The 20,572-nt window shown below is 40.9% G+C and carries 23 protein-coding genes and 1 tRNA gene; 8 read left to right on the forward strand and 16 right to left on the reverse strand.

Going from position 1 to position 20,572, the window contains the following annotated elements; translation table 11 throughout:
- Positions 1-52: 52 nt before the first annotated feature.
- From M1E96_RS04115 to mutY, 4 genes are all read right to left on the reverse strand, one after another.
- Positions 53-128: transfer RNA gene (locus tag M1E96_RS04115), tRNA-Phe, on the reverse strand.
- A 191-nt stretch (positions 129-319) separates the two neighbouring features.
- Positions 320-1,393, reverse strand: a complete 1,074-nt coding sequence (gene mltC / locus M1E96_RS04120; RefSeq protein WP_070926588.1) for a membrane-bound lytic murein transglycosylase MltC — start codon at positions 1,391-1,393, stop codon at positions 320-322.
- 55 nt (positions 1,394-1,448) lie between these two features.
- Positions 1,449-1,718, reverse strand: coding sequence for an oxidative damage protection protein (locus M1E96_RS04125; RefSeq protein WP_070926586.1), 270 nt, complete (start codon positions 1,716-1,718; stop codon positions 1,449-1,451).
- A complete protein-coding gene (gene mutY / locus M1E96_RS04130) occupies positions 1,718-2,782 on the reverse strand; it encodes an A/G-specific adenine glycosylase (protein WP_070926584.1) in 1,065 nt (354 codons plus the stop codon). Before mutY ends, M1E96_RS04125 begins: the two co-directional genes overlap by 1 nt.
- Positions 2,783-3,054: 272 nt before the next feature.
- On the opposite strand from mutY, the gene trmB reads away from it, so the two are divergent.
- The 5 genes from trmB (at position 3,055) to M1E96_RS04155 (ending at position 7,014) form a co-directional block, all read left to right on the forward strand.
- Positions 3,055-3,774 carry a tRNA (guanosine(46)-N7)-methyltransferase TrmB gene (gene trmB / locus M1E96_RS04135; RefSeq protein ID WP_070926582.1) on the forward strand — a complete coding sequence of 240 codons (720 nt, stop codon included), beginning with the start codon at positions 3,055-3,057 and terminating at the stop codon, positions 3,772-3,774.
- On the forward strand, positions 3,774-4,106 hold the full coding sequence (locus tag M1E96_RS04140; protein WP_070926580.1) for a YggL family protein: 333 nt from the start codon (positions 3,774-3,776) through the stop codon (positions 4,104-4,106). Before trmB ends, M1E96_RS04140 begins: the two co-directional genes overlap by 1 nt.
- 102 nt (positions 4,107-4,208) lie before the next feature.
- Positions 4,209-5,135, forward strand: coding sequence for a glutaminase B (gene glsB, locus M1E96_RS04145; protein WP_070926578.1), 927 nt, complete (start codon positions 4,209-4,211; stop codon positions 5,133-5,135).
- Positions 5,136-5,156: 21 nt separating this feature from the next.
- Entirely contained in the window at positions 5,157-5,882 is a 726-nt protein-coding gene (locus M1E96_RS04150; protein WP_140182043.1) for a DUF2884 family protein, read from the forward strand.
- 181 nt (positions 5,883-6,063) lie between these two features.
- Entirely contained in the window at positions 6,064-7,014 is a 951-nt protein-coding gene (locus M1E96_RS04155; protein ID WP_070927039.1) for a siderophore ABC transporter substrate-binding protein, read from the forward strand.
- A 35-nt stretch (positions 7,015-7,049) separates the two neighbouring features.
- Here M1E96_RS04155 and hemW read toward each other — a convergent pair whose 3' ends face one another.
- The 9 genes from hemW to rsmE all read right to left on the reverse strand — a co-directional run bounded on the left by hemW (position 7,050) and on the right by rsmE (position 13,877).
- Positions 7,050-8,189, reverse strand: a complete 1,140-nt coding sequence (gene hemW / locus M1E96_RS04160) for a radical SAM family heme chaperone HemW (protein ID WP_369427379.1) — start codon at positions 8,187-8,189, stop codon at positions 7,050-7,052.
- Positions 8,182-8,775, reverse strand: a complete 594-nt coding sequence (locus tag M1E96_RS04165; protein ID WP_140182039.1) for an XTP/dITP diphosphatase — start codon at positions 8,773-8,775, stop codon at positions 8,182-8,184. The genes hemW and M1E96_RS04165 overlap by 8 nt, the downstream gene beginning before the upstream one ends.
- A 15-nt stretch (positions 8,776-8,790) precedes the next feature.
- Entirely contained in the window at positions 8,791-9,375 is a 585-nt protein-coding gene (locus tag M1E96_RS04170) for a YggT family protein (RefSeq protein ID WP_070926570.1), read from the reverse strand.
- 18 nt (positions 9,376-9,393) lie between these two features.
- Positions 9,394-10,215, reverse strand: coding sequence for a pyrroline-5-carboxylate reductase (gene proC / locus M1E96_RS04175; protein WP_319066751.1), 822 nt, complete (start codon positions 10,213-10,215; stop codon positions 9,394-9,396).
- Between the two features lie 21 nt (positions 10,216-10,236).
- The gene (locus M1E96_RS04180; RefSeq protein ID WP_140187577.1) at positions 10,237-10,929 is read right to left on the reverse strand and encodes a YggS family pyridoxal phosphate-dependent enzyme; all 693 of its coding nucleotides are present in this window, start codon (positions 10,927-10,929) and stop codon (positions 10,237-10,239) included.
- Positions 10,930-11,054: 125 nt separating this feature from the next.
- Positions 11,055-11,474, reverse strand: coding sequence for a Holliday junction resolvase RuvX (ruvX, locus tag M1E96_RS04185; protein WP_272580319.1), 420 nt, complete (start codon positions 11,472-11,474; stop codon positions 11,055-11,057).
- The gene (locus tag M1E96_RS04190) at positions 11,474-12,037 is read right to left on the reverse strand and encodes a YqgE/AlgH family protein (RefSeq protein ID WP_070926564.1); all 564 of its coding nucleotides are present in this window, start codon (positions 12,035-12,037) and stop codon (positions 11,474-11,476) included. The genes ruvX and M1E96_RS04190 overlap by 1 nt, the downstream gene beginning before the upstream one ends.
- 151 nt (positions 12,038-12,188) lie before the next feature.
- Positions 12,189-13,136 carry a glutathione synthase gene (gshB, locus tag M1E96_RS04195; protein WP_272580318.1) on the reverse strand — a complete coding sequence of 316 codons (948 nt, stop codon included), beginning with the start codon at positions 13,134-13,136 and terminating at the stop codon, positions 12,189-12,191.
- 9 nt (positions 13,137-13,145) lie between these two features.
- On the reverse strand, positions 13,146-13,877 hold the full coding sequence (gene rsmE / locus M1E96_RS04200) for a 16S rRNA (uracil(1498)-N(3))-methyltransferase (RefSeq protein ID WP_070926560.1): 732 nt from the start codon (positions 13,875-13,877) through the stop codon (positions 13,146-13,148).
- A gap of 426 nt (positions 13,878-14,303) precedes the next feature.
- On the opposite strand from rsmE, the gene M1E96_RS04205 reads away from it, so the two are divergent.
- The gene (locus M1E96_RS04205) at positions 14,304-15,143 is read left to right on the forward strand and encodes an A24 family peptidase (RefSeq protein WP_369096758.1); all 840 of its coding nucleotides are present in this window, start codon (positions 14,304-14,306) and stop codon (positions 15,141-15,143) included.
- Between the two features lie 2 nt (positions 15,144-15,145).
- On the opposite strand, the gene M1E96_RS04210 is transcribed toward M1E96_RS04205, so the two are convergent.
- A complete protein-coding gene (locus tag M1E96_RS04210) occupies positions 15,146-15,790 on the reverse strand; it encodes a DsbA family protein (RefSeq protein WP_272580316.1) in 645 nt (214 codons plus the stop codon).
- Between the two features lie 54 nt (positions 15,791-15,844).
- Complete coding sequence (locus M1E96_RS04215; protein WP_272580368.1) at positions 15,845-16,717, reverse strand: MBL fold metallo-hydrolase; 873 nt, start codon at positions 16,715-16,717, stop codon at positions 15,845-15,847.
- Between the two features lie 123 nt (positions 16,718-16,840).
- On the opposite strand from M1E96_RS04215, the gene M1E96_RS04220 reads away from it, so the two are divergent.
- Positions 16,841-17,761: a LysR family transcriptional regulator gene (locus tag M1E96_RS04220; RefSeq protein WP_272580315.1), complete on the forward strand. Its 921-nt coding sequence runs from the start codon at positions 16,841-16,843 to the stop codon at positions 17,759-17,761.
- Here the strand turns inward: M1E96_RS04220 and M1E96_RS04225 are convergent.
- Positions 17,735-18,670, reverse strand: coding sequence for a LysR family transcriptional regulator (locus M1E96_RS04225; RefSeq protein ID WP_272580314.1), 936 nt, complete (start codon positions 18,668-18,670; stop codon positions 17,735-17,737). The two genes, M1E96_RS04220 and M1E96_RS04225, sit on opposite strands and share 27 nt — an antisense overlap.
- A 209-nt stretch (positions 18,671-18,879) precedes the next feature.
- Here M1E96_RS04225 and lysA point away from each other — a divergent pair, with 209 nt between their 5' ends.
- Positions 18,880-20,139: a diaminopimelate decarboxylase gene (gene lysA / locus M1E96_RS04230; RefSeq protein WP_070926551.1), complete on the forward strand. Its 1,260-nt coding sequence runs from the start codon at positions 18,880-18,882 to the stop codon at positions 20,137-20,139.
- The last annotated feature ends 433 nt before the right edge of the window (positions 20,140-20,572 follow it).

Here is a 20,572-nt window from a genome sequence, read left to right on the forward strand (position 1 = left end):
AGAAATATATAGGAGTTTGCTTGACTTGAGGGAACCACTGTAGAAGTGAAAGTGGTGCCCGGACTCGGAATCGAACCAAGGACACGGGGATTTTCAATCCCCTGCTCTACCGACTGAGCTATCCGGGCAACGAGGCGTATTAAACCTGATTTCACTGTGGGAGTCAAGGCAGATCCACAAAACTTTCTACCGGATGCGCTTTTTTTCAACATGTTAGACAATGATTGAGCAAGATGAATAATAAAAAAGCAGAAAAAATAAAAAACACTCGCAAACGATAGGTTTAAACGAGTGTTTTTTGTACTAGAGACTATCATTGTTAACGACGATAGTTTTTCTGTGCCTTATTTACTTTAATCAGATAATTGCGGGACTCAGCAGCAGGGTGTTTAGTTGAAAGGGTTTCATAAACGTCACCCGGTTCTAAATTGTTAATTTTGACTGCGGCCTGTTTTTTATCATTATGGAACACTCTTAGCACACTACCAGCACCACCATTATAGGCTGTTATTACCGCATAACGACGTGAGGTTGGGTTTTGGATCTCACCCAAATAGCTGTTTTGCAGAATTGCTAAATAGGCAGTACCCGTATCGATATTTTTTTCAGGATCAAATAGGTAACTACGGCTAGGTACACCAGACTTACCTTGTGAGCGGAAGACATCTTTACCTGCTGTGTTAGGCATGATCTGCATTAATCCCAATGCATCTGAACGGCTAACTGCATAAGGGTTGAAACTCGATTCAATTTGCATGATGGCTAAAATAAGTGATTCATCAACACCATATTTAGCTGAAGCTTTTTTGATAAACGGTAAATATTTGTGGGCACGTTTGTCTAAGTGGTTAGGTACTAGCTGCATGGTGACACTCCAGACAACATTCATACCTGATTGACGGCGTTGTAATTTGTTAGTAACTAAGTAGTCTGCATATTTAGTTGCTCGCCATTCCCAGCGAATGGCTTCACCTGTATTATCTAATACTTGCCCAAACAAGAAAGGCTCTTTACTGTGAGGGATATCATTAATATCAGAATACAGATCGATAGAATTAGGGTCATCACCCATAAGTAGGGTGGTAACAATTGCTTTTTTTAGGTGTTCTGAGGGCTCTACAGCAGAAATTGTTTCTACTGTGATGGTACCTGCATCAAAATTGATATGACTACGTGTGCGGTATTCATCAGTATATTTTACATAGTCTTTTGGTCCTGCAATCAGGACTTCTTTGATCCCCCAAATGTTTTCAATATTATGAGCAAATTGGCCCATAAGGATATCGAACCCATTGGTATCTTTCACATAATTGGGATTATAATCAGACTCTTTATTGCTGGAGCAGGAGATCAATAAAGGCACCAGCAGCGTCAATGCGAGCAGTTTTTTCATATATTCCACAGTATTTAAAAAGCGGTCTACCAAAAAATGTCGGTAGACCAATCAATTATTTTTCGGGTGTGTAGCCGTCGATATGAATATCGTGTCCTTCAAATAGGAACTTAATCATTTCTTGTTCAAGCATCTTACGATCATCAGGATTCATCGTGTTCAATTTTTTTTCATTGATTAGCATGGTTTGCTTTGTCATCCATTGACCCCAAGCTTCTTTTGAAATTTCATTAAAAATACGTTTTCCTAGCTCGCCTGGGTAAAGTTGGAAATCTTGCCCATCAGCATCACGTTGTAAAAAAGTACAAAAAATAGTTCTACTCATTATTTTTTCCTCAGAAGATCAGGCGGTACGGCAAGCTGTTGAAGTAAGCTTTCAACCGGCGCAGCGAGGCCGATTGTTGCACCGAGATTTAAGTTATACCAAAGTCCTTTACCTTCATCCATCGCTGAAGTAAATGCCTGAATACTCACTTTAACAGGAATAATATCCAGATGAAAATGGCTGAAAGTGTGGCGAAACGCAATTAATTGTTCTGGAACATCATGTTTTATCCCTGATTGGGTAAGCCATTGGTTCATCAGTTGTTGCGTTTCAAATTGAGGGAAAGCGAATAGCCCTCCCCAGATACCAGAAGGTGGGCGCTGTTCAAGCCATACTTGGTTTTCATATTGTAAAATCAAGAACCAAGCTGTTTTTTCAGGAATTTTTTGTTTTGGTTTTTTACCGGGATAGTTTTGCCATGAGTGATTTGCATATGCCACACAGCCTAAATTTAGGGGGCATAGTTCACATTTAGGTTTGCTGCGTGTGCAAACCATGGCACCTAAATCCATCATAGCTTGGTTAAAAAACTCGACACCCTCGTTAGGTGTTACATTAGTACTGATTTCCCACAATCGGTTTTCGACTTCTTTCTTTCCAGGCCAGCCATCAACCGCATAGCAACGAGCTAATACTCGCTTAACGTTGCCGTCGAGTATCGGGTAGTTCTGTTGTTGAGAGAGAGAAAGGATCGCGCCTGCGGTAGAGCGACCAACACCGGGTAGGGCGACAACATCATCAAATGTGGTTGGAAATTGCCCTTGAAACTGTTCGGCGATAACTTTGGCGGCTTTATGGAGGTTTCTGGCTCGAGCGTAGTAACCCAAACCAGTCCACAAATGAAGTACTTCATCCAATGGGGCATCTGCTAGTGCTTTCACATCCGGAAAACGACTAATAAATTTTTCAAAATAAGGGATAACAGTACTGACTTGTGTCTGTTGGAGCATCACTTCAGAGAGCCATACATGATAAGAGGTCTTTTCTTTTTGCCATGGCAAGGTCTTACGACCGTATTTGTGATACCAGTTAAGCACGGCGAGCGAAAATTGTTGAGCTTCCATTGAGTATATTATTTTTATTAAATCGGTTGAAATCAGTGTTAGTCAGGATTGCAACATAGACAAGACGAGCTGTAAACCGCTTATTGTGTGGTTGAGTGTAAAGTTATCCAATTTTCACCTGCAACCTTGGTTGAGTTTTGGTAAACTCCCTGCTCTTTCTATCAAGCCTGTATTATTAGTCATTTTACTAACTTGTTGAAAATAGTAGGCAGATATCGTCATTTTTAGCATATTTACTTGATTAGGCAATTAATTCTCAGAACTTTTATATTATGATCAATAACGTCATTTCCCCAGAATATAATGAAGAAGGGCGGGTTATGCGCCGCGTTCGTAGTTTTGTCCGTCGCCAAGGTCGTCTGACACAACGCCAAGAAGATGCGCTACAAAGTGAATGGGAGGCTATGGGCATTGATTTTGTTCCTCAACCTTTCGATTTTACCGCTGTTTTTAATAACGCCAACCCAGTTGTATTAGAAATTGGCTTTGGTATGGGCGCGTCTTTAGTTACGATGGCGGCACAAAACCCTGAAAAAAACTTTTTGGGGATCGAGGTTCATGCGCCGGGTGTCGGTGCATGTCTAGCATCAGCTAAAGAAGAAAATATCACTAACTTGCGCGTGATGTGCCACGATGCAATCGAAGTATTGGACACGATGATCCCAGATGGGAGCTTATCGATGGTTCAGTTATTCTTTCCTGATCCATGGCATAAGGCGAAACACAATAAGCGTCGTATTGTGCAAACGCCTTTTGCTGATAAAATCCGCACTAAGCTTGCGGTAGGTGGTGTTTTCCACATGGCGACAGATTGGCAACCTTATGCGGAGCATATGTTAGAAGTCATGACTCATGCTCAAGGCTATAAAAACCTGTCAACAACAGGGGATTATGTTCCTCGCCCTGAGACACGACCAGAAACAAAATTTGAAAAGCGCGGCCAGCGGTTGGGGCACGGTGTATGGGATTTAATGTTTGAGAGGACAAAATAATGGCTAAGCAACAACGCAGTCGTCGTTTACGCAAAAAATTACGTATTGATGAATTTCAAGAATTAGGTTTTATCGTTAAGTGGAGCTTTGAAGAAGGCACACCAATCGAAGAAGTCGATCGTGCAGTTGATGCATTGATTGCAGAAGCGATTGAACCAAATGGTTTAGCTTTTGAAGCTAGCGGTTATATGAGCTGGGAAGGAATTGTTTGCCTACAAAAAATCGGTAAATGTACTGAAGAGCACCGTGCAATCGTTGAAAACTGGCTGAAATCAAAAGGCATGAAAGATATCGTTGTTTCAGAGCTATTTGATGTTTGGTGGGAAGAGTAAGTTCAGAACTGAACATTAAGCAGGACAACAGTCGTTATCCTGCTTTGTTAGCAGCTTCAAGGCATCCTTATAGGGTGCCTTTGTTTTCTGGAGTGAAGTGCAGTGAGCAGTCAATTTTCCAATCAGCTACTGAACGATATTTTAGACCAAGTGCGGCCTTTAGTGGGCAAAGGGGCCGTGGCAAATTATATTCCAGCGTTAGCGAATGTCTCTCCTCATCAATTAGGTATCGCTGTTAATACCGCTGATGGCGATATTTTTATGGCGGGTGATGCTGAAACTCGTTTTTCCATTCAATCAATATCAAAAGTACTTAGTTTGACATTGGCAATGACGCGCTATGAAGAAAAGGAAATTTGGAGCCGTGTAGGTAAAGAGCCTTCAGGTTTGCCATTTAATTCATTAATTCAATTAGAAATGGAAAAAGGCATCCCTCGTAATCCTTTTATTAACGCAGGGGCGATTGTCATTGCTGACATGTTGCAGTCACGTTTAAGTGCTCCAAAGCAGCGCATGTTAGAGTTTGTCCGAAAGTTGGCCTGTGAACCTGATATTAGCTATGACATGACAGTGGCGCGCTCAGAGTTGGATCATGCTAGTCGTAATGCGGCAATTGCTTTTTTAATGAAGTCATTTGGTAATTTTGAGAATAATGTACTTACAGTTCTCGAAACTTACTTTCATTATTGTTCTCTAAGTATGAGCTGTGTAGAGCTTGCGCGTTGCTTCTCTTATTTGACCTCTCAAGGGATGTCATCATGCTCAGTTGACCCTATCATTACACCGTTACAATCGCGGCAGATTAATGCCTTAATGATGACTTGTGGTATGTATGATGGCTCAGGTGAATTTGCTTTTCGTATTGGCATGCCGGGTAAATCAGGGGTTGGTGGGGGAATTGTTTGTATTGTGCCGAATCAGTTCTCTGTTGCGGTATGGGCACCTGAGTTAGACTCAGCAGGCAACTCACTTGTTGGATGTGCAGCTCTCGAACTATTATCAAAACGCATTGGTCGTTCTGTATTTTAAGTATCATCAATAGGAGTTACTATGTTACGCCGTACTTTAATTGCATTTTCACTATTGGCTTGTGCAACCAGCCAAGCTGCTGATTATAAATGTTCAGTGACGCCTAAAGACGATATCTTTATGACGCCTGCTAATATTCAGGTCGTTGGTAGCAATGGCGATTTGAAAATTACCCCCCAAGGTGATGTGACTTTAAATGGTCAAAACGTGGCGGTAACAGAGCAACAGCGGCAGCAAGCTATTCGTTACCAAACTGCTGTTCGTAACGATATCCCATGGATCAAACAAGAAACACAAAAGAAACTGTCAGCTTCAAGGAATACCTTAGATAAGGTTGTGATCCGTGTGATTGGCAATGACAGTAATGTGCGTAAGCGCTTAACTAAGCTTGAAAGTGATCTGAATGGTCAAATTAATCAGGTAATTGAGACACGTGCTGATGGCTACGCATTCCATCACCAAGCAATGAATAAAGTAGAAACACAAGGGCGCCAATTAGTTAATGATAGCTTAGGCGGTATGTTACAAGACAGCATCAATGAGATGGGACGTAAACAACTGCTTTCTGGTGGTGATAGCAGTAAGGCTTTACAAGGCTTACTCGGTAATTTAGGTGGTTTACAACAAGATCTGGAAGCTGAATGGAAAAATCAAGAGAACAGTTTCCAACAATTTGGCCAGCAAGTATGCGGTAAAGTGACCTCTTTAGAACAGCAACGCATTTCGTTAATGAACTCCCTCAAATAAATCTTTTCTACCGTTTATCAAAGGCAGTAGGCATTGATGTTTACTGCCTTTTTGTTATCAGTAAAATGTGATGACATTATCAATAATAAGAATCGAAATGAAATTGATTCTTATTTAGTTGACTTATTCACTTCTCATTCTAGAATGCGTGTTTGGCTTAGTGACTATTGGTATTGTTAATATGAAAAAATTCATTCCTGCTGTCCTTGTTTCTCTACTCTCTTTTTCTGCACCGTATGCATTGAGTGCTGAATCAGCCTCATTTACCCCTAACGCGGTGATTGCTCAAGGTACTGAAAAGCTTAATATTAAGCACTTATCGGGCGAAACTGAAGTCTCTAAAAAACCGCAAAAGGTGGTTTTATTTGATTTTGGTATTTATGATTCAATGCAGAAATTAGGGCTTGGCGATAAAGTGATTGCATTACCAATGGGGAATGCGCCTGCATATATTAAAGATAGCATTCCTGCAACGATGCACAATGCAGGTGGAATGAAAGAACCTGATCTCGCCAAAATTGCTGAATTAAAACCTGATCTCATTGTGATCACAGGCCGCCAAGGTAAGTCTTATGATGCATTATCAAAGATTGCACCAACAGTAAATTTAGGCATCGATAGCAAACATTATATTGACTCAGTAAAAGCGAATATCAATTTAATTGGTGATCTGTATGGTGACCAAAAAGCCGTCGAAGCTCAACTAACTCAATTAGATAAATCGATCGCCTTAGCGCAAGATAAAGCGCAAAAATCACAATCCAAAGTATTGGTATTGCTACATAATGACGGTAAATTGATCCCAAATAACCAAAGCGTTGTGTATGATGTGGTTAAAGCTCAGCGTGCTGAATTGCCTGAAGTGGCAGAAGCCGATAAATCAAAACGTCGCGTCGTTGATACTAAAACAATTGCGCAGGCTAACCCTGATGTGATTTTAATTGTTGATCGCAGCGAAGCTATCGGCGCAGGTAAGCTAGATAAAACGGTTTTTGAAGATAAAAATATTCAAGAAACCAAAGCTTATAAAAATGGCAAGATCACCTATCTTAAATCTGACTTATGGTATTTGTCAGGTGGTGGTTTAGTGAGCCTAACTGAGCAGATTGATGCGGTAGATAAAGCGTTATAATGATACTAAGAGCCCGCTACTAAAGCGGGTTCTTATTACTCTTCACCAAGAAAAAGCTCTAATAATGAGTTTAAAAACAATTTACCGTGTTCTGTAATTTGCCATTCATGCTCAGTTTCAGTGATATAGCCTTTTTGCAAAGCCTCATCCAATGCCGCTCTAACTGTGGATTCCTGTAGCCCTGTATAATCACTAAACTCATTTCGCGGCATGGCTTCTAATAGCCTAAAACGGTTCATAAAATATTCAAATGGCAGGTCTTCTGCGGCGACATTATAGGATTGTTGTAAGTAACGTCCTTCCATATAGCCTCGTGGATGCTTGGTTTTGATGGTACGTAAAATACGTCCATCAGTACATGTAACCTTACCATGAGCACCACAGCCTATCCCTAGATAATCGCCAAAGCGCCAATAATTTAAATTATGTTGGCATTGATAACCGGGTTTAGCATACGCGGAGGTCTCATATTGTTGATAACCCGCGGCGGTGAGTAGCTGGTGGCCTTGTGAATAAATGTCCCACAAAGTGTCATCATCAGGCAGTGTCGGTGGACGTGAGCCAAATTGTGTATTTGGTTCAATGGTTAACTGATACCAAGACAGGTGCGGAGGTGATAACTCTATCGCTTGGCGTAGATCTGACAAGCCTTCATCACGGGTCTGCGACGGCAATCCATGCATTAAATCTAAGTTAAAACTGCGCAGATGGAGCTCAGTGGCTAACTTAGCCGCCCGTTTGGCTTCTTGTGGGCCATGAATACGGCCAAGTGCAATTAATTTATCATCGCCAAAGCTTTGTACACCTATGGAGATACGATTAATACCTGCCGCTTGGTAACCTGAAAAACGTTCTGCTTCGACGGTTCCTGGGTTGGCTTCCATGGTGATTTCAGCTTGAAGATCGAGATTGACGCGTTGGCGGACGCCATCCATCAACATTTGCATTGATTCAGCACTTAACAGACTTGGCGTCCCGCCACCGATAAAAATAGTTTTAACCGAGCGATCGCCTATTAATGCAACATCGTGATCTAAATCTTGCAGTAGATGCTCAACATACTCTCTCTGGGGGATTTCCCCTTTCAGAGTATGTGAGTTGAAATCACAATATGGGCACTTTTGTACACACCAAGGAATATGAATATACAAACTTAATGGTGGCAGCTTAAGCATTTTTGAGTGCATCCAGCAGCATAGCTAATGCTTTCCCACGGTGTGAAACGGCTTGTTTCTCTGATTTACTCAGTTCTGCTGAGGTACAGTTAAGCTCAGGTACATAAAAAATAGGATCGTAGCCGAACCCCCCCTGACCACAAGGTTCATGGGTGATCACACCGTGCCAGCGACCATGAAATACCAGAGGAGTAGGGTCTTCTGCATGACGTAAATAAACGAGCACACAGTTAAATTGTGCCTGACGCTGTCCATCAGGCACTGATTTCATGGCCTCTAATAATTTATGCAAATTTTGCTCATCGGTGGCATCTTCACCTGCATAACGCGCAGAGTAGATACCTGGAGCACCACCAAGTGCATCGACAGAGATCCCTGAGTCATCTGCAATAGCAGGCAGTCCAGTCTGTTTTGCTGCATGGCGAGCCTTTAAGATCGCATTTTCAATGAATGTCAACCCTGTTTCTTCTGCGGACTCAACGCCTAGAGAGGTTTGGGCAATAATGTCCATCCCAAAATCACGCAGGAGATCGGCTAGTTCATTCACTTTTCCCGGATTACCGGTTGCTAAAACCACTTTTTGCATTGTTGATAACTCTTATTACATCACACCAATTGAATAGAGAATGCCTGTTAAGGTTGGGTCTATCATCAGTGATACATCCAAACGTAAATAATTCAGTGCAATCAAAATAAACATGACAATCATCGCAGAAAAATCCAATCCCCCCATTGCTGGGATAATGCGACGAATTGGCGCCATTAATGGCTCAGTTAATTGATACAGCAAATAGTCGATAGGGTTACGGCCTTGACTAACCCAACTCATTATCGCCCTAATTAATATCATCCAAAAAATTAATTTACCGATATAAGTAAGCAGTAAAATAATCCCAATTGGGATGATGGTGATCCCCATAATGGGTAAAGTATTCGTTGCCCAAAGGCTAAAAATAATACTGGCAAGCGCTAAGACAAACGCGACCACCACTGATGCAGTATCGATTGGGCCAATAGCAGGTATGACGCGACGTAATGGGGTCACGATAGGCTTAGTTGCTTTGACCACAAATTGTGAAAATGGGTTATAAAAATCAGCACGTACCCATTGCATCCAAACACGTAGCAGTAGGACAAAAATATAAAGTTGAATAATGGTGGTAACAACAAAAAGTAAGGTCTGCATATCTCGTCCTGCTATTAATTAAAAAAGTTTTTCCATTTCTTCTGCCCGTGAGATCGCACTTTGCATTGCGGTTGCGACCGTTTGCGGAAGGTGATGTTCATAAAATTGTGCTAATGCCATGGCAGTAGTACCCCCTTTTGAGGTGACTTGCTCACGCAGGGTTGCAAAGGCGGTTTCATTTTGTGATTTGGCGAGCGCGATGGCACCTTCGGCAGCGTTTAACACTAATTCATGTGCTTGCTCAGCAGTATATCCCAGATTTTCCGCGGCTTGTTGCATTGATTCCATAAACAAAAAGAAATAAGCGGGTGAGCTGCCTGTAACAGCAATAATATTATTTATTTCTTGTTCTTTTTTGCACCAGATTGTTGTCCCAACACTCTGCATGAGTTGTTCTGCGAATTGCTTGTCTTCAGTACTTACTGTTGCTTCGGCATATAACCCGCTGACTCCCTTACCCACTAGCGATGGCGTATTCGGCATAATACGGATCAACCGCAACGGTTGGGCTAAGTAATCATGGTAACGCTGTGAAGGGATCCCAGCGGCAATGGTTAATAGTAGTTTTTTACTGAAGTCAGCCGCATTTTGCAGTGGTTGGCAGACTTGTTCCATCATTTGCGGTTTTACTGCTAAGACAATCACATCGGCTTGTTGTACAGCGGATACATTATCACTACTACTGATAATGCCATATTGTTGAGCTATTTTATCACGGCGAACAGGGGTTGGTGAGCAAACCGTGATCATAGAGGCAGGGTAACCATGGCTAACTAATCCAGCAATAATTGCATTCGCCATATTTCCAGCGCCAATAAATGCGATTTTTCGATGTTGCATGCTGTTCTCCTTATTACCGTTTTACCGTTGATAGTCTCGAGCACCAAAAATAGCGGTACCAATTCGTACTAGGGTAGAACCACAATGAATGGCCGCTGCCATATCATCAGTCATACCCATAGAAAGGGTATCGACACTAGGGTAGTGTGCTTGTAATTGCTGATACGCGTTTTCCATTTTGCGGAAAACTGAGCACTGGCGTTGATAATCAGTTTCAGGTGCAGGGATTGTCATTAAGCCACGTAGTACTAAATTAGGCTGTAGACTGACATACTTAGCAAGTTCGTCCAGCTGCTCAAGTTGGATCCCTGATTTACTGTTTTCATCACTAATATTAATTTGAATTAATACGTTTAATGGTGCTTTATCGCTAGGGCGTTGATCATTAAGGCGCTGAGCGATTTTTTCACGATCAAGGGTATGAAACCAATCGAAATGTTCAGCAACAAGACGGCTTTTATTTGATTGTAATGGGCCGATAAAGTGCCAAACGAGATCAGTCCTATCAGAGAAAAATTGGATTTTTTCAACACCTTCTTGAACATAATTTTCACCGAATTGACGCTGCCCAGCTGCAATGGCCTCTAAAATAGCGTCACAAGGCTTGGTTTTGCTAACCGCAAGAAGTGTGATGTCATGTGAAGAGCGATGACATTCTGTGGCCGCTTGTTCAATGCGTGCTTTTACATCAGAGATATTACTTTGAATGGTCATTATTCTGTTCAATTACATTAGGTGGATAATCAACAATGCCCCTAGTGTAAAGCATATTGCTTTATAACGGCACCTTTGCGTGCGTAGATTAATAAAAATTACACGACAAAAGATAACCTTTATATTTATAGGTGCTGATCAAACCAACTTTCTAAGATCACAACCGCAGAAGCGGAGTCCACTTTGCCTTTACTTAAAGCTCGGTAGCCACCTTGCTCAAATAGATCGGCTTTTGCAGCAACCGTTGAAAGACGTTCATCGTGAAGCTCTACCTTTACACCAAAACGACCATGAATACGATTAGCAAAATTACGCGCTTGGCTGGTCACTAATTGTTCGGTGCCATCCATATTCAAAGGAAGGCCGACAATTACTAATTGTGGTTGCCATTCCTTCAATAGTTTTTCTATTTGTTGCCAGTCAGGGCGACCGTCATTGGCTTTGAGGGAGGTTAAAGCGCGAGCTGTGCCAGTAATTTCTTGGCCAATGGCAACGCCAATGCTTTTTGTTCCGAAATCAAAGGCGAGAAGTGTTCTGCTAGACATTATGCATGCCCTGCCTGCATAGAAATAGTTTGAATATTGATCCCCAATAGATTTGCAGCTGCTTGCCAGCGATCTTTGATTGGTGTGTTAAAAACCAGCTCTGGCGTTGCTTCGACAGTTAACCAGCTATTTTCCATGATTTCATTTTCAAGTTGGCCTGGTTCCCAGCTTGCATAGCCTAATGCAACTAAAGATTGTATTGGATGGCGTTCGCTACCAAGGGTTTCTAAAATATCTTTAGACGTGGTGACCATCATATCATCATTAAGGTGCAAACTAGATGCAAACCCTTTGATTGGCGTATGTAAAATAAAACCATGCTCTTCAGCAACGGGACCACCTGCAATTACCGGTTTTGCTAGGTTACTTGCATTTGTGTCAGTAGAAATCGTAATTTCTAACTTTTCCAACATAGTACTGACCGAAAAGTCATCAATAGGTTTATTAATGACGATCCCCATCGCCCCTTTTTCATTGTGCTCGCACACATAGACCACTGATTGCTCAAAATAGGGATCAGTCAAGGATGGCATGGCTATCAAAAAATGATTTTGTAAGTTCATAAATGGGTTATTTATTGCCTACTTTGATCGGTTGATTAGGAAAAGACGAGTTTTTGCCTTTTCATCTTAAATATACTTGAAACAATCCAAGTTACATGTCGCTGAGCATCATCAACACACACATAACTTGAAGTATAACGGATAGAAAATATTATTTTCTGATATCGCGCTCAATAGCATCCATCAGCATACCTGTAATGGAAACATCATAAGCAGCTTCGATTTCACGAGCACAAGTTGGACTTGTCACGTTAATTTCAGTCAGTCTATCACCAATAATATCCAGTCCAACAAAATAGAGGCCTTTAGCTTTTAAGGTTGGTGCAACAGCACGGGCAATAGCCCAATCACTTTCACTAAGAGGGCGAGCCTCACCACGTCCACCAGCAGCAAGGTTACCACGGGTTTCCCCTTGTGCAGGAATACGAGCAAGGCAGTATGGGACAGGTTCACCATCAACCACTAACACACGTTTATCCCCCTCTTTAATGGCAGGAAGATAGTTTTGTGCCATGCAGTAACGCGTTGCGTGTTCTGTCAGCGTTTCAATGATAACACCGACGTTAGGATCATCTTGTTTCAGGCGGAAAATAGATGCGCCACCCATACCGTCAAGAGGTTTAAAAATAACATCACCATGTTTTTGGTGGAATTCACGTAGTTGTTTAGCACTACGGGTGACGAGGGTATCTGGTGTTAATTCAGGGAACCATGCCGTAAACAATTTTTCGTTACAGTCACGTAGGCTTTGTGGTTTGTTAACAATCAAAGCGCCGGCTTGTTCGGCTCGTTCAAGGATATAGGTTGCGTAAATAAACTCAGTATCAAAAGGGGGATCTTTACGCATTAAAATCGTGTCAAGAGAGCCGAGGGCTATATCTTGTTCAGACTTGAATTCATACCATTTGCTTGGGTTTTCTTCGACGGTGACAACCTTAGTGGTTGCGCGTGCTTCGCCTTGGTATAAATAGAGATCATTCATCTCCATATAGTGAATTTCATAACCACGACGTTGAGCTTCCAGCATCATAGCAAAACTAGTATCTTTCTTGATTTTAATGGATGAAATAGGATCCATTACTATACCGAGCTTGATCATTTTTTCTCCTTAACCTAGGTCACCTAGGCGCACTTGTAGTGCGGTGATTGCGGTTAGCGCAGTCGTTTCTGTTCTTAATACTCTTGGCCCTAACAAAATATCGGTAAATTGATAATTGGCTGTCATGGCGATTTCTTCATCACTTAACCCACCTTCAGGGCCGATTAATAGACGAACTTTATTTAATTCGGCGGGCAATGTATTGATACTTTGTGTTGCTCTAGGGTGTAAATTGATTTTAAACCCACCGTCGTCCTCTGCACACCATGCTTCAAGAGATTGGATAGGACGGATTTGTGGGATGCGGTTACGACCACATTGCTCACAAGCGGCAATGGCTATCTTCTGCCACTGTAGTAATTTTTTTTCGAGTCTTTCGCCATCTAAACGCACGCCACAACGTTCTGACAATAATGGCGTAATGGTATTAACACCAAGTTCTACCGATTTTTGAATGGTAAACTCCATTTTCTCACCGCGGGAAATGACCTGCCCAAGGTGCAAATCTAATGGTGATTCTCTGTCATCAAATTGGCTGCTGACAATATTGACCGAGACTTTCTTTTTACTTGCTTCTGATATTTCAGCGCTAAAAACCTGATTTGTCCCATCAAATAACTCAAGCTTTTGGCCTGCCGTCATGCGAAGAACGCGGCCGACATGGTTAGCAGCATCATCGTCAAGAGCGATTGTTGTATTGGTTTGGAGTGGCTCAGGGTGATAAATGCGTGGGATGCGCATAATTTTTCCTTAAAAAATACAAGGTTAAAAATACAGATAGCAAAAATAAAATATGGGGTTTAAATCCCTAAATGCAAGGGAGACACTTAAGTTTATAGTGATTTGAACCGTTTTTGTAGTCTACTTTGTGTGGCATTGGTAGGGTGTATATATTTAGTGGATTTAAAAAAACCGTTGATTATAAAGGATAAAACGATGATTTACATCGGAATTACTGTGTATGGGGAAAAGACGAATCACGGTATATTGTTAGCATATAACGAGTATATACACGTCATACTGCAAGTTACAGGGTTGTTGATTACGCTCAGTTAGTCGAGTCACATAGTTTATCTCTGCTTCTCGCCTACCTTCGCTTGTCGCCTACCTGCACCTTGAATTATTTAGAGTATAGCGGCACTAAAGGAATGGGTAAGGAAGACTCTAATGCTATTTTCTGTCGAGCGGATTTATCACAAAATTACTAATAATCTCTCTCTTTTACCTTTTCATTATACTGATGGCATTATTTCTTCTATTCTTTCAGCTTTAACATTGTGTCGAGGTAATTTTTGTCTTGAAAATATTAACGGAAAATGTTTTTTTGAGGTGTTTGAAAATAGTTGTTATGACCGACTGTTACTGATAATCATTCTTATATTTCTATCAGCAAAGAACACGCAGTGGTGGTTACAATATATTCCAGTTAAATATTTTCATAAAGAACGAATTAACATTAAGACTATATGGTTAGTACTGTTATACCTTCCTTTAATGTTTATTAATGCGTTATTAAATAATGAGTTAATAATTATTGCCTTATTCACTTTCTTTTTAAACATCATGGTTTGCCTATTTATCATTGACCTTAAAACGGGTTATCTCCCTGATATACTTGTTTATCCATTATTGTGGGCTGGTTTGGTATATCAAAGTTGTATAACACAAGGCAATGTGGTTTCTGCTGTATATGCGGTTGTGATTAGTTATCTTTCCATAATGCTAATCACTATGATCATGGAAAAAATCCGCCAACGCCCACAAATGGGGCGGGGGGATTTAAAGCTGATAGCTGCTGGTGCTGCATGGATAGGTCTGATGGATTTACCCTATTTTTTAGCCTTAGCTGCTGTGTTTGGTACGATACATTATTGCATTGCTTATCACATTAAAAAGCACAACAACGTGCTTCATGCGATTCCATTTGGGCCTGCGATTACACTCAGTGCCAGTTATTGGTTGTTTGCACCTTCACTCAATCCATTTATTATAAAAATAATGGGTTAAATTTAATGGCTGGTTGCAACTATTGAATCTAAAAACTGCTGCCATTGTTCTACATCGCTTAAATAGTTTTGTAATGGCACGCGCAACCATTTGCCCTGTTGCTGGATTAATAATGTTGGGAAGCCTGAAGAGCCTGACTGTGCAAGTAATTGGCGACTATAGTGAATATGCTGTTCTAGATTATCGCCACCTTGTTGTAGGTAATCGCGCTGATATTGCTCAATATCCAAATCTATTTCATGTGCGATTTCTAATAGAGTATTGGGTTCGCTAATATGTCGACCTGAAACATAATGAGCATGTTGAACCGCTTTTAGCATAGTTAGTGCTTTGTGTTGCTGAGCTGCTGCAAGGATAGCTTGCAATGGTGGTGCGGAATCAAGTACCAGATCTGGCTCATCCAACATGTTTAGGTATTGCTTGCCAAACACTTGTCCTGTCATAGCGGCAATGCGTTTATCCGATTGTTTAATATGTTCACGAAACTGATTATCCATATGTAAACGGGATGCACCTGCAAGCATTCCTCCGCCATGAAGTTCTAAAGCAATATTAGGATGAGCATTCGCAATTTCAATGAGTGGTGATGCACCATAGCACCAGCCACAAAGCGGATCATAAATATAATGTAGGGTTATTTTACTCACGGTTTATCCTCTATTAATGTCGTGGCCGAGCTAAGTCGGCCAACCATGATTATTTTATTGTGGCCACTGCATTTCGCCTTTGATAACTTTGGCACTCAATTCTAGGCTCGATTTGTCATCAAGGTTAGGGTAAGCCTTTTCCATTTTACTGGTTAGCATTTTGGCATCTTTACTCTGTTCTGCCATCGATTCAAATGTATTCAAATATTGCTGAGTAAAAGTAACTGTACCTAAATCCATTTTTGAATTCCCCGTGAAATGACCGGGAACAACGATTTCAGGTTTTAGCGCTTGAATGCCTTCTAATGTTTGTTGCCAATGTTGACGAGATAGTTTGGTTTGGGTATCAGCAATCCAAATGTGGATATTATCTGAAACGACAACACCGCCAACGACAGCTTTAAGTGACGGAACCCACACATAGGTGCGATCAGGGGCTGGGCCATCACTCCCTTTAATAAGCAAGGTTTCACCATCAACAGTAAAACTATTACCTTGTATCACATCCGGAACGACTAGTGCTGTCGGAGCTTGCTCTTTAAGTACTTCACCCCAATACGCCAACTTACCATCTTTCGATGCTTTAATGGCTTCGACAGTTTCTTTTGTTGCGACCACTTTTGCATCTGGAAATGCTTTGGTGATGGTATCTAATCCAAAGTAATAATCAGGATCTGAATGACTGATATAAATAGTTGTTAATGTTTTATTTAATGCTTTGATTTTATTAACCAGAGCTTGAGCATCATTTTTTTGAAATTGAGCATCGATTAAAACAACTTCCTTATCACCGCTAATAATTTCAGAAGAAACAGGGAATACACTGTTATTTCTTGGGTTATAAACATCGAGCTTTAGATCGGCGGCCTGAGCTAATGAGGTACTCATCAATAGAATTGAGGCGGCAACTGCTGTGTGTAGTTTCATCATTTATTTCCAATTGTTGGTTAGTTTGTCTCATCTGTCTGGAATAGGTGTATATTAAATTGCAATAATGATGAGAAAAACGCCATAATGAGCAAATGTTTGTTGCATAAATCGGTCAAATAGATGGATAGGCTAACGGCAGTTCAAGTTTTTATTAGTATTGTAGAGCAGGGCAGTATGAGTGCTGCGGCGGATAAATTGGATATGTCGCGTGCGATGGTAACGCGTTATCTTTTTGAAATGGAACAATGGGTGGGGGTACGCTTACTGAACCGCACAACCAGACGATTGAGTTTAACTTCGGCTGGAGAAAGCGTTTATCAGCAAGCACTTAAATTGAATGCATTGTCTCTAACATTGCCTGTACAACAAAAACATGATGCTAATGAACTAACAGGTTTGGTGCGCATTAGTTGCGCACAGTCAATTGCTAGTCAAGTCCTTTCCGTCGCAATGACAGAGTTTCTTAACCAGTATCCTAATATGGCGATTGATCTGAGCATTACCAACAAAGCGGTAAACTTAGTTGAAGAACGGATAGATCTTGCAATCCGTATTACTAACCAATTAGAGCCGAGTTTAATTGCAAAACCATTATCAACTTGCCATTCGGTGATTTGTGCCGCACCTTCTTTTTTAAAAGATAAAAAAATACCGGTTAAACCTGAAGATTTAGCCCCTATGGAATGTTTAACTTATAACTTCTTCGGCCGCAGTTTATGGCGATTTGAAAAGAACGGTGAGCCTTTTTCTGTGTTAGTGGGGGGGCGATTAAGCGCTGATGAGTCTGTCTTTTTATCTCAAGCCGCATTAAATGGAGCCGGTATTGCAATGCAGCCCTATTTATCGGTAAAAAAATACCTTGAATCGGGAGAGCTTATCCAATTACTACCAGATTATACACCGCAGCCACTTGGGATTTATGCGGTTTATACCAGTCGGCAAAATATGCCTACAACATTAAGGGCGGTATTAGATTTTCTTGGTAATTGGTTTGCAACCTCGGAATATTGGTTATCAATGCTCCAACAGCGCCACACTTAAATCCCGCTCTGTTTGTGCAAATATATCTTGTAAATAGCGAGTGAAAACATCTGATAACTCTGAGGATGGGCGATGAATGGGTTTTATTAGGCTTACGGTAAATGGGATCGCAAAGCTAAGCGGTCGAATAATAAGCTTACCAGATGATTGCTGATGAAAATCTAACGCAGTAATTGGATTGACGATTGAAATACCAATGCCTTTTAGTGCCATCGCACAAATCGATGATGCCGAATGGGTTTCCATCACCATTTTTCTGTCTATTTGCTGTTGAGAAAAAATGGCATCAATGACTTGTCGATAGCTATCAGTTAGTGAGAGGCTGATAAAACTTTGCTGCTGAAAATCAGCTGGTGTCAGTATTGCCTTATTTTCAAGAGGATGGCCGCTTGGTAAGACACAAACTTCATTCAGTGAGCCTAATGTCAGTTGCTCAGTACCGGGTGGGGTTTGCAAATGCTCGGTTAATCCAAAATCATAGCGCTGAGCCGATAACCACTCTTCTAAAATGGGAGATTCCTGCGGGATAACCGTTAAACTCACTTCAGGGTAGTCAGCCATAAATTTTTGGCAAACATGCGGCAATAATGATTGTGCGAAAGCCGGTAAACAAATGACAGAGAGTTGAGCGTTATCAAAGCGGCGGATCGTCTGCGCCGAGTTTTTTATACGTTCTAATCCATAATATGAACGCTCCACTTCTTCAAAAAAACGTAGCCCCTGAGTGGTTGGTTTTAAACGACCTTTAATACGATCAAACAATTTAAACTGTAATAGGTGTTCAAGCCGAGCCAGCTCACGGCTGATTGTTGGCTGAGAGGTGTTCAGTAAGAGTGCCGCTTCAGTTAAATTTGGCGTGGTCATTACTGCCCGAAAAATTTCAATATGCCGCCAAGAAAATGTGTTCATCGCCAATCCTATATCAAAAGTGAATAGATTCTAACAAAATGGATATTTTTTTTCCCGACTATTCTCTGAATAATAGAAGGTATAATAAAAATGGTTAGAGGATCTATACTCCAAGTGATGCGAGTTGCCGTTAGGCGACAAACGAAGATAGACGGGGAGCATAGATAAACTATCAACAATACTGAAACTTGAAGGATTTCGGGTATACAATGACATCATTTGCAACCACCACAAGCCAATATTTAACACCTGAAAATCTACGTGCTCTGCCTGAGCAGTTTGGGACGCCATTATGGGTGTATGACAGCGCCGTTATTATTGAGCGTATACAACAGCTCAAAGTATTCGACACGGTGCGTTTTGCACAAAAAGCCTGCTCTAATATCCATATTTTACGTTTGATGCGTGAACATGGTGTCAAAGTCGATTCTGTTTCACTAGGCGAAATTGAGCGTGCTTTAGTCGCTGGTTTTCAGGCGGGTCGTGAAAAATCAGAAATAGTATTTACGGCTGATGTACTTGATAGAGCGACACTAGCACGTGTTACAGAGCTAGATATTCCTGTAAATGCAGGCTCAATCGATATGTTGAGTCAAATTGGTGAACAAAAACAAGGACATCCAATTTGGTTACGTATTAACCCAGGCTTTGGTCACGGTCACTCACAAAAAACCAATACAGGTGGTGAAAACAGCAAGCATGGTATCTGGTATCAAGACTTACCAGAGGCACTCGAACAAATTCGTCGATATGACTTATCGTTAGTCGGATTGCATATGCACATTGGCTCTGGGGTAGATTACCAACATCTAGCCAATGTCTGTGATGCAATGGTCGAGCAAGTCATTTCGTCAGGTGTTGATATACAGGCGATTTCGGCTGGTGGTGGGCTATCAACACCGTACCGTGAGCAAGATGAAATTATTGATATTCAACATTATTACAGCCTATGGAATAGTGCTCGTCAGCGTATCGAGCAACATTTGGGGCATAATGTTGAACTGGAAATAGAACCGGGACGTTATTTAGTTGCGGAGTCTGGTGTGTTAATCGCCGAAGTTAGAGCAGTTAAACATATGGGTAGCCGTCATTATGTGCTAGTGGATAGTGGTTTTAATGATTTAATGCGTCCAGCAATGTATGGCAGCTATCATCATATTTCTGTACTCCCTGCCGATGGACGATCACTCGAAAATAGCGCACAAACAGAAAGTATCATTGCTGGGCCATTATGTGAATCAGGTGATGTGTTTACGCAGCAAGAAGGCGGTATGGTGGAAACTCGCTTATTACCAGAGGTGCAGATTGGCGATTATTTAGTGTTCCATGATACAGGTGCATACGGTGCTTCCATGTCATCAAACTACAACAGCCGTCCATTATTACCTGAAGTACTACTGATTAATGGTGAGCCAAAACTGATCCGTCGTCGCCAAACCATCGAAGAGTTATTGGCGCTAGAACTTTAATTCTTGTCTATAAATATATACTGTAAATAATTTGAGATGCAGGTAGGCGTAGTCAACCTCCTGCATCTTGAAGCATGACAAGGGGAGATATTGTCATATTGGTAGTATCTTTTGTTTTCAATATATACCCGAAATTCTCCAAATTTCAGTGTGTTGATAGTTTATGTATACTCTACCCGCTCCATCTTCATTTATCGTCTAGCCACACCTTAGTTTATTTTAAGTATAAATAATTTTATGTTATCTGTTTTTTATCAGATAAATAAAAAATAACCTTAATTAGTTATTTTTTATCTTATAGTTTAATGAGATAATTTTTTTGTGTTAGCTTTCTGGTAATGATTTAAGTCTAATTTTTAGTTTATATATACTGTTATTACTGATTTAATTTATTTTATAATTAAGTTTTATCACGTTTTTTAATTGTTTATAA

The organism is Providencia sp. PROV236 (assembly GCF_033676985.1).
In the GTDB taxonomy this organism is placed as follows: Bacteria; Pseudomonadota; Gammaproteobacteria; order Enterobacterales; family Enterobacteriaceae; genus Providencia; species Providencia manganoxydans.